At 57.8% G+C, this 9825-nt stretch carries 6 protein-coding genes and 2 pseudogenes; 6 read left to right on the forward strand and 2 right to left on the reverse strand.

Annotation, left to right across the window (positions count from 1 at the left end):
* The 4 genes and pseudogenes from H5U08_RS04300 to H5U08_RS04315 form a co-directional block, all read left to right on the forward strand.
* Window positions 1-820, forward strand: a pseudogene (locus H5U08_RS04300) (glycine dehydrogenase); the annotation flags it as partial.
* Between the two features lie 5 nt (window positions 821-825).
* Window positions 826-2301, forward strand: a pseudogene (gene gcvPB, locus H5U08_RS04305) (aminomethyl-transferring glycine dehydrogenase subunit GcvPB).
* A gap of 77 nt (window positions 2302-2378) precedes the next feature.
* Complete coding sequence (locus H5U08_RS04310) at window positions 2379-3227, forward strand: hypothetical protein (protein ID WP_297030575.1); 849 nt, start codon at window positions 2379-2381, stop codon at window positions 3225-3227.
* A 170-nt stretch (window positions 3228-3397) separates the two neighbouring features.
* The gene (locus H5U08_RS04315) at window positions 3398-4294 is read left to right on the forward strand and encodes a sugar phosphate isomerase/epimerase family protein (protein WP_297030578.1); all 897 of its coding nucleotides are present in this window, start codon (window positions 3398-3400) and stop codon (window positions 4292-4294) included.
* A gap of 55 nt (window positions 4295-4349) precedes the next feature.
* Here the strand turns inward: H5U08_RS04315 and H5U08_RS04320 are convergent, their stop codons facing one another.
* Entirely contained in the window at window positions 4350-5015 is a 666-nt protein-coding gene (locus H5U08_RS04320) for a class I SAM-dependent methyltransferase (RefSeq protein WP_297030580.1), read from the reverse strand.
* 100 nt (window positions 5016-5115) lie between these two features.
* Complete coding sequence (locus H5U08_RS04325) at window positions 5116-6396, reverse strand: DUF6786 family protein (protein ID WP_297030585.1); 1281 nt, start codon at window positions 6394-6396, stop codon at window positions 5116-5118.
* A 343-nt stretch (window positions 6397-6739) separates the two neighbouring features.
* Here H5U08_RS04325 and H5U08_RS04330 point away from each other — a divergent pair, with 343 nt between their 5' ends.
* Together H5U08_RS04330 and H5U08_RS04335 are read left to right on the forward strand one after the other, a co-directional pair.
* A complete protein-coding gene (locus H5U08_RS04330) occupies window positions 6740-8206 on the forward strand; it encodes a sulfatase-like hydrolase/transferase (RefSeq protein ID WP_297030588.1) in 1467 nt (488 codons plus the stop codon).
* 111 nt (window positions 8207-8317) lie between these two features.
* Window positions 8318-9538, forward strand: coding sequence for an iron-containing alcohol dehydrogenase (locus H5U08_RS04335; protein WP_297030590.1), 1221 nt, complete (start codon window positions 8318-8320; stop codon window positions 9536-9538).
* Window positions 9539-9825: the final 287 nt, after the last annotated feature.

Consider the following 9825-nt stretch of genomic DNA (forward strand, 5'->3'; position numbering starts at 1 on the left):
GAACGATCAAACGGCGTGCGTCATTCTTCAGCAACCAAACTTTTTCGGGTGTATTGAAGCCGCTGGAAAGATCAGTGAAATCACACACGCGGCCGGTGCTTTGCTTATCGCGGTTGTGGATCCGATCAGCCTGGGTGTGTTGCGTCGGCCGGGTGATTATGGTGCCGATATTGCGGTCGCCGAGGGGCAGTCCCTGGGATTGCCCCTGGCCTGGGGTGGTCCCTATTTGGGGATTCTCGCCTGCAAGGAAGCGTTTCTGAGGCGACTGCCTGGACGCTTGGTAGGCCAGACGGTGGACCGCCGCGGCCAGCGGTGTTGGGTCCTCACATTGCAGACGCGGGAACAGCATATCCGGCGGGAAAAGGCCACCAGTAACATCTGCACCAATCAAGGGTTGATGGCCCTTCGGGCGACGGTGTACCTGGCGGCCCTGGGACCGCACGGGCTTCGCGCCGTGGCCGAGCTGTGTTTGCAGAAGGCGCATTACCTCTGCGAACGCCTCCAGCGGGAGGCAGGCTTCCAGCCGCTTTACGACGCAGCGTTTTTCAAGGAATTCGCCCTGGCCGCCGAAAGTCCGGCTGAGGTGAAAACCCTTCTTGAAATCGCCACGGACGCGGGGTACTTCGCCGGCATTCCACTCGGGCGGTGGTTTCCCGAACTGGCGAACGGTCTGCTCATCGCTGTCACAGAAAAGCGTACTCAGGCGGAAATGGATGCCCTGACGGCCGTTCTGGCGTCCGCTCGCGCCCGGGCAGACCACAAGGCCATCGACAGAAAACCGTCCATGACTCCTTCCTCGCGAACCGTGCAGGTTGAATAATTCCCATGAGAAATAAACAGGCCACCCAGCTATTGTTTGAGCTTTCTCAACCTGGATGTGCGGAAGCGATCGTCCCGCCGTGCGACGTGCCATCGCGACCGCTGGGAGAGCTTGTTCCCGCTGAGGAACTGGCGGAGGCACCGCCTCCTCTTCCGGAAGTGAGCGAGCCTGTACTCATCCGGCATTTCATCAACCTCTCCCAGCTCAATATGTCGGTGGACACCCATTTTTATCCGCTGGGATCGTGCACGATGAAATACAATCCCAAGCGGAACGATCGGCTCGCTCAGTTGCCGGGTTTTGCCAATCTGCACCCTTACCAACCTCTGGAAACAGTCCAGGGACTTCTCGGCGCCCTTCACGCCCTTGAGCAGATCCTGGCCGAGATCGCAGGAATGGAAGCCGTGACGCTTCAGCCGGCGGCCGGCGCCCATGGCGAACTGACGGCCCTTCTCATCGCGGCGGCTTATTTTCGGCATCGCGGCGAGCATCGCACGACGGTGCTCATTCCCGATGTGGCCCACGGAACCAATCCCGCGAGTGCCACCATGGCCGGTTTTCGAAGTGTTCAGGTGAAAAGCAATACGCAGGGACTGGTCGATCTGGAAGATTTGCGGAGCAAGATCAACGCTCAGACGGCCGTCTTTATGATCACCAATCCCAACACGCTGGGATTGTTCTAAACGCAGATTCGTCGCATTGCCGACATGGTGCACGCGGTCGGCGGCCTTGTCTATATGGACGGCGCCAACATGAACGCCGTCATGGGAATTGTCCGCCCGGGCGATTGCGGGGCCGATATGATGCACTACAACCCGCACAAAACATTCAGCGGCCCTCACGGGGGAGGCGGACCTGGAGCCGGGCCGGTGGCCGTCAAAAAACACCTTGCCGACTTTCTTCCCATTCCGGTGATCGTGGAGACGGCACCCGGGCAGTACACACTCGATGAGAATCGCCCCCTGTCTATTGGACGGGTGAGAAGTTTCTACGGAAATATCGGCGTTCTTCTTCGCGCGTATGCTTACATAAGAAGTCAGGGACCAGAAGGCCTGCGCCGGGTGAGCGAGCGGGCTGTGCTCAATGCCAACTACCTCCTTGCCCGCGTCCGATCCTTCCTGCCGGTGCCCTACGGCTCCCGATGTATGCATGAGTTTGTGGCTTCAGCGATGAAGATTCGGGCGAGCCGAAATATCTCGGCAATGGACATTGCGAAACGTCTTCTCGATTACGGATTTCACGCGCCGACGGTGTATTTCCCTCTCGTTCTACGGGAGGCTCTGATGATCGAACCAACCGAAACGGAAACCAAGGCCACGCTGGACGAGTTCGCCGATACGCTCAAGGCCATCCTTGAAGAACCGCCCGAGTTGGTTCACGAAGCCCCTCATACGACGCCGATTTCCCGGCCCGACGAGGTGCTGGCTGCCCGCTCACCGATCCTCAAATGGACGCCCCCTGGTGAAAATGCGGCCTTTTGATCGGGCTTGCAAACTTCCGCAACGCCATGGAGACATGTTTACTTTTGATCGACTCGGCGCGAAATGGCGCCTCTAACATGGCGGCCGACGAGTGGTGTGCTGCCTGGGCGGCACGTCATGGGACGGTCATTCTGCGGCTTTATCGGTGGCAACCGGCCACACTTTCGCTGGGATATTTTCAGCGTTATGAAGACCGGCACAGTCATCCGGCCAGTCAATCCTGTCCGGTGGTGCGCCGACCCAGCGGCGGTGGTGCGATCCTTCACGATCGTGAATGGACCTATGCCCTGTGCCTCCCGGCAGGACATCCCCTGGCCAAAGACCGTTTGTCGCTTTATCTGACCGTTCACGAAACACTGGCCAACTGGCTGCAACGCTGGGGAGTGATGGCCGCCGTTTTGCGCGAGGAAGATCTTTCCACCCGTTGCAGTTCAACGCCATCGCGTTCGTGCCCGTTCCTCTGTTTTCAGCGTCGCACGGTGGGGGATATTGTGGTCGTGGTCGATGGCGACACTCTTTCGAGCCATCAATCCCCCTCGAACTCACTCGCTAAAGCGCAGGAGGCAGTGGAAACAGCCGAGTTATCTCAGGCGTCCGGTAAATTGACGGTCAAACTCGTTGGGAGTGCGCAGCGGCGCACCCGCGATGCAGTGCTCCAACATGGAAGTGTCCTTTTGGGGCAATCGCCCTGGGCGCCGGAGTTGCCCGGACTTTGGGAAATAACCGGACACAAAGATCCCCTCACCGAGGACAAGGAGCTCTTTCGGGATTTCGCAGTGGCCTGGCCGCCGATGCTTGCCCAGGCACTCGGCTGGCGGTTGCAGCCCTTTCCCCACTCGATAGAACACGATCCGGTTTTCGACGAACTTTTTGCCCGCTTTTCTTCTCAGGAATGGACCTGGAAATCGCGGTCTGCTATCGGCTGACCGGCACGCCGACAAGTCACTTGTTTCCCAGCCGGGGTGGATTTACTCTGTTAGAAGGCTGAACGTGGGTGAGGCCGCACAACGGCCATCCCATACTGGATTCTCCTTCCGGCGTCCAGCAATCAGAAAAAAGCACATTCGTGCGTTCCACGTTTGCAAGGAGTTCACCAATGGCGAAGCTGCCGCGTCGGGACTTTTTGAAGCGAACATTGGGCGTACCGATAGCCGCTGCGGCTGTTGGGCATCCTTTGGCCTGGGCATTCGGCGGAGGGGAGTCCCCGCGAACCATCCGCCTGGGGTTGGTGACCTACCTTTGGGGCCGCGATTGGGATCTGCCGACCCTTCTTGACAACTGTGAAAAAACGGGAATGGAAGGTGTCGAGTTGCGCACGGAACACGCCCATGGTGTGGAGCCGGACATCGGCCCCGAAAAACGCGCAGAAGTCAGAAAACGCTTCGCCGACAGCCCGGTCGTGCTTGTCGGGCTGGGGTCCAATGAAGCCTTCCATTATCCCGACCCGGAACGCCTCAAGCAATCAATCGAACGGACCAAGGCGTTCATCAAACTCAGCCATGATGTCGGCGGACTGGGCGTCAAAGTCAAGCCCAATGATCTTCCCAAACAGGTACCGCAGGAAAAGACCATCGAGCAGATCGGTCGGGCCCTCAATGAACTGGCTGCTTTTGCCGCCGATTATGGACAGCGGCTGAGATTGGAGGTGCATGGTCAGTGCGCCCCGCTGCCTATCATGAAAAAGATTATGGATGTGGCCACCCATCCCAATGTTGGTCTGTGCTGGAACTCGAATCCGGAAGACCTTCAGGGACAGGGGCTGGAATACAACTTCAATCTGGTGAAAGATCGGCTGGGGGATACCGTCCACGTGCGGGAATTGAATCTCGGCGATTATCCCTATCAAACCCTGTTCAATCTTCTGGTGGCCAACAACTACAAAGGCTGGATTCTTCTGGAATGCCGGACCAATCCGCCCGACCGGATCGCGGCTTTGATCGAGCAGCGGCAGGTCTGGGAGAAAATGATGGCGAACGCGCGGAACGCCGCCTGAAAACGACCGCGAGCACCCCTCCAAAGCGCCAGGTGGTTCGCGATTTGTTGATTTTTTACAGACGAGGTTTCCGAGCGCACCACGTCCAGTGGCGGTCGCTGGTCATGTGAACGGACGTCGGCGGATAACCCAGGCGAGTGACGAGCTCGGCCATCTCTTCCACCGTCAACGCCGCCCGTAGGGAATCGGCGAACATCTGCTGCTGGTGGGCGTTGGCGTTTCCGGCATACTGCGTGACCAGGTGCTGCAACTGTTGTTCATTTTGCGGCCGTGCCAGATCTCGAAAAAACAACAGTCCACCCGGAGCGGTGATGCGGTCGGCTTCCACGAGGCCCTGCCACGGGTCGGGCAGATGATGAATGAGGCTGTTGGACATGACGAGCTGAAAAGCCCCGTCAGCAAAGGGAAGCCGCTTGGCATCCGCCTGGACGAGAAAGATTTTATCGCGCAGGCCGAGTCTGCTGAGATGTTCCCGGGCCACCAGCAGCATATACCGAGAGTATTCGACCGCCACCACCTCAAATTGCCGATGTCGCTGGACCAGTTCTATGGGGATCAGGGCTGTGCCCGTGCCCAAATCGGCCACTGTTCCCGCGGAGGCTCCCGCGGCCAGAAAGTCGGCCACAAATACCCGATTCACCTCGGAGTGGTCCATGGAATCGTAATCCAGAGCCTCTTCGAGGGTGTCCATCACTTCCGGTTCAAGAACCCGGCTCAGCATGGCAGTGACGTGGCATGCAGACTTCAAAAAGGGGACCGACGGAACACACCGACGGCCCCCATGGGACATTACCATCTTCGTTGGTTTTCAGACTCAAGCGTCATTCACCGAACATCGTCTTGCGGACGGTGTCGAGATCCACACCCAGCACTTTTTTGGCGATGGATTTAAGGGTCTCGTAATCGCCCTGGATATGGACGGTCCGATGGGCGTGCTCCAGAGCCTCGCCGTGTTTGAGCTCCTTGGCCGGAGACAGTGATTCAATTTCATAGAAGGGCCCCAGCCCTGGCTTGTCCGGACCGGCTGGTCCGTCGTTGTAACTGTTGGCCACGTCACCGACGTATGGCTCAGCCTGTGGCAATTCCCACATGTTATTCATGTAAAGATGCTGCGTGGGATCCTCCGGCATTGTGAAATGCACAAGCGTGAGCACATTGTGGACGAAGTCCATCGAACCCGCCACATTCCGTGCCCGCTTTTGGGATGTTCCGATTTTCGACCGGTAGTTGCCGTCGGCAAGGAAGAGAATGGCTTCCGGCAAAATCTTGAGGCGTTCCGGAGGAATCGGGCCGAAATAATCGGATTTGACCACCGGCCCGAGTGTGGCCTCATCTCCCGGCCGATACGGCACAATGACCACCGTCTTCGGTCCGGCATTGAACATTCCCAGAATCCAGATCGAGACCAGCCCTTTTTCTTTCTGCATGGGCTCGCCGAGATTCACAACCCGGTTGATTGTCTCGTAGCCCACCAGTTTGACGTGTCCCGAAGTCAGTTCCTGGGCTGCTTCGCCGAACAAGTGCTGCAAGTCAGCCGGTGTGAGCAAACGGACATCCCGCGTGACTTCCAGCTTGAATTCCGTTCCCGACGCGTTGACGAGTTCCATGCGCCGGCGCATGCGATAGAACGGATCGTGGGGCCGACTGATCATCTCCCAGGCCCCCTCGTTGAGTGCCGGAGGAGTGAACCAGTTATCGAGATTCTGCTCTGCCCCCTTTTTGAACCACAGAGAAAATTGACCGCCTTCTGGCGAAAGCCAGAACCGATCTTCACCACCGTAATTGTTAAAATGCGGGTTCGGCTTGCCAGCGTCGATGAAATCTTTGTTGATAAACCCAAAGCTCAAACCGTGCATACCGTCACAAGTGGAGGTCATGACGCGCCCTTGCCATTCCGGGCAGACCAACACGCGGGCACCATGTTCATCCACCAGTTCATAGATTTTTGTGTGCCTGGCAAGGTACTGCCGTGCTTCGCCGTAACTCATCGCTCTCCCTTTCCCATCCTCGGCGCAAACCATTGGGGCCACCAGGGACAGCGCGATCGCTGTTCCCAAACTGAAAAACCCGCTCAGTGTGCCACTTCTCGTGCCGCTTGCCATCGCATCACCTCCACAGCAAAGAAGCCAGTTCACCCATCAGCCGTTGCTCACGACTCGTTTCAACGTCAAAATGGTGTCGATGCATTTTGTCGCTCAATGACTTTCCCCTATTGTGACGGCGAAAATCGCTCGCGTCGAGTCACCACGATCAGTCATCCTGCTGGATCGTCCGCGCCGCTTACTCCAGGCGGGATGAACCAGCAGGGGAGTCGGCGTGCGATCGTACCCGCCAGGCAAGAATGAGAGTGGGAAATCGGCGAGGGGATCGGACGTGACTTCGCGAGGCGCTGAAGCACAGCCCCCGAGCCTTCCGCACCACTTTCACACCTTGAGGAGATTTCGAATGAGCAGAAGTCGAGCCAGGTTCTTTTTCGCAGTATGCCGGCGCACAAACCAGTGGAAAACCGTGCGGCGTGGAGGGGGCCTGCTCCTGCTGTTTTCCCTGCTACCGACGGGTTTCTGGTCGCTGGGTGTGCAGGCGGAAGAGACCGCTAACAAATTGCAGAAAGAACCGGCTCGGCCGAAAAACCTGCTCGTGTTGTTTTCCGATGATCAGCGGTTCGACACCATCCACGCCCTGGGAAATCCAGAAATCCGCACGCCGAATCTGGACCGGCTCGCCCAGGAGGGCTTTGTATTCACGCATGCTTTTATCATGGGCGGCATGCAAGGAGCGATATGCATGCCGAGCCGGGCCATGTTTCTCAGTGGACGGACTCTCTGGCACGTGCCGGAGAACCTCGCCGGCGTCCCCACGTGGCCGCAGGTCTTCCGTGAACATGGATTCACCACTTTCGTCACCGGAAAATGGCACAATGGCCGGGAATCTCTCGCGCGAAGTTTTGACTCGGGCAAGGCGATCTTTATCGGTGGGATGCATGACCATTTTCGAATGCCGGTATTCGATTTTGATCCCACCGGAAAGTTTCCCCAGGCCAAACAGAAGGTTGTGGAAAAATTTTCCAGCGAACTATTCGCGGATGCCTGTATCGACTTCCTCAAGAGTTATCAGAGCGAGAAGCCGTTCTTCGCCTACGTGGCCTTCACGGCGCCCCACGACCCGCGGACTCCCCCGGAACCTTATGGTCAGATGTACGACCCGGCCGACATCTCGTTACCGCCAAACTTTCTACCAGAGCATCCATTCAATAACGGCGAACTGCGGATAAGGGATGAACTTCTCGCCTCGTTCCCGCGGAATCCGGAGGATATCCGCCGCCATATTGCCGAATACTACGGCATGATCACGCACCTTGACGCTCAAATTGGAAGGATCCTGGACACGCTGCGGGAAACCGGGCATCTTCAGGACACGCTCATTGTGTTCGCCTCGGACAACGGCCTGGCTGTGGGAAGGCACGGCCTGATGGGCAAACAGAATCTGTACGAACACAGCCAGCGGGTGCCGCTGATTTTCACCGGACCGGGTATCCCGGTGGGGCAAAGCGATGCCCTGGTCTATCTTTTTGACGTTTTTCCCACCATTGCCGACATCTTCCACATTCCCCTTCCCGAAGGCGTGGAGGGGCAGTCCCTCTTGCCGATTGTCCGAGGAGAAAAACAGAAGGTCCGCGACGCTGTCTTCGGTGCCTACCGCGAGTTCCAGCGATCTGTGCGAACCGAGCGGTATAAGTACATCACATACCATGTCAAGGATGAATTCCATGAGCAACTCTTTGACATTCAGAAAGATCCCTGGGAAATGAAAAACCTCGCAGACGACCCGGCCTATCAGAATCTCAAAGCGCAGTTAAAAGAGCGGCTGTCGCAGCTTCAAAAGCAATTGGGTGATCCGGTCCTGAAAAAATAAACTGTTATTCTGGTGAGAGCGGTCACGGTCCCCCTGGGCAGAGCGGGGCCGCGTTTTCCAGTACACTTCCCCTCACCGATCCCTGGATGAGTTGTCCTCCATGCCGTCGTGATGCAGAAAAACGGTGCTCAACAACAGATGGAAGGTTTTGCCGTTCCACTTCAGCCGTATCATTTTGTGATGCCGCGGAAGATTATCTTCGGCTGGGGATGTCGCCACCATCTGGCCGAGGAATTACCGCGGTGGGGCACGAGGGTGTTCGTTGTCTGCGGCTCCCGGACACTGGAAAAGCAGGGCCTTCTCGATGAACTGCAGCGGCTGGTGGAAACAGCGGGAGTGACGTGGCAATTCCTCGCCACGATCTCCCGTGAACCTCTTGTCTGCGACGTGGATGCGGTCACCAGACAGGTCCAGGCGATTGGCATTCGGCGTGGTGACCTGCTGCTCGCAGTTGGCGGTGGGTCGGCCATCGATCTCGCCAAGGCGGTCGCCGCGATGGCGACGAACTCGCAGGGGGAGTCGGTCCAGGACTATCTGGAAAACGTGGGGCGGGGACTCAAACTGACGCAACCGCCGCTTCCTGTGGTGGCGATTCCCACAACGGCGGGCACAGGAACCGAAGCCACACGCAATGCCGTCATTTCCTCGCTGGATCCGCCTTTCAAAAAGAGTCTGCGGGACGATCGGGTTATGCCGATCGTTGCGGTGGTCGATCCCGAGGTCACGGTCAGTCAGCCGCCGTCCGTCACAGCCAGTTCCGGGATGGACGCCATCACGCAACTCGTCGAAAGTTTCGTTTCCAATCGTCGCAAGCCCATCCCCCAAACACTCGCCCCCGAAGGTCTGCGTTTGGCACTCAGGTGGCTGGCCACCGCCTATCGAGAACCTGATCATCGGGAAGCCCGCGAAGCCATGGCCCAGGCTGCCTTGCTGTCGGGAATCTGCCTGGCCAATGCGGGGCTGGGGATGGCTCACGGAATTGCAGCGGCGCTAGGGGTGGTGGCCGGGATCCCGCACGGATTGGCCTGTGCGATGATGCTTCCGGCAGCCCTGCGCACGAATCGCAGCGTGGTCGGCCGCGAACTCGCCTATCTCAGTCGGTATGCCCTCGGGAAGGATTTTCCCAGTGAAGATGCGGCGGTGGATGCACTGATCGAGGCCGTGGAGCAGTTGCGGGCGGATCTGCACCTGCCCCAAAAACTTCGCGAAATCGGAGTCAGTCAAGAGATGATCCCAAAAATCGCTGCCGGTTCTTTCGGCACGAGTATGAGTGGCAATCCCCGACCGATGAGTCAAGGAGAGATTGAGGACATTCTGCGCAGTTTGTATTAATTGTGCCTACACTGCCGATGGTGTTCCATTCCTAAAACCCCTACTCTGCCGAGTCAACTCCCCACTTCGGTAATACGTCTTGCCGTCCGTAATTGGGCAGTTTGGTTTGTGTGGGGCAGTCGTGAATGGCGCGTAGCCGTCTCATCTCGGCAGCGAACAAAATTCACCCTATATTTGTATGAATCAATTCAGACAGTCTGTGGCGAGTAAGAAATGTGGTGTGTGGGTTCTGTATTCGCCGCGATTTGCATCGCTTTTTGCGGTTTCACGGTCGAGGCGTGCACGCA

The organism is Thermogutta sp., assembly GCF_014359955.1.
Classification (GTDB): Bacteria; Planctomycetota; Planctomycetia; order Pirellulales; family Thermoguttaceae; genus Thermogutta.

Coding starts and splice junctions, on each gene's coding strand:
- H5U08_RS04310 (WP_297030575.1), top strand. CDS start 2,379: ATGGCGGCCGACGAGTGGTGTGCTGCCTGGGCGGCACGTCATGGGACG.
- H5U08_RS04315 (WP_297030578.1), top strand. CDS start 3,398: ATGGCGAAGCTGCCGCGTCGGGACTTTTTGAAGCGAACATTGGGCGTA.
- H5U08_RS04320 (WP_297030580.1), bottom strand. CDS start 5,015: ATGCTGAGCCGGGTTCTTGAACCGGAAGTGATGGACACCCTCGAAGAG.
- H5U08_RS04325 (WP_297030585.1), bottom strand. CDS start 6,396: ATGGCAAGCGGCACGAGAAGTGGCACACTGAGCGGGTTTTTCAGTTTG.
- H5U08_RS04330 (WP_297030588.1), top strand. CDS start 6,740: ATGAGCAGAAGTCGAGCCAGGTTCTTTTTCGCAGTATGCCGGCGCACA.
- H5U08_RS04335 (WP_297030590.1), top strand. CDS start 8,318: ATGCAGAAAAACGGTGCTCAACAACAGATGGAAGGTTTTGCCGTTCCA.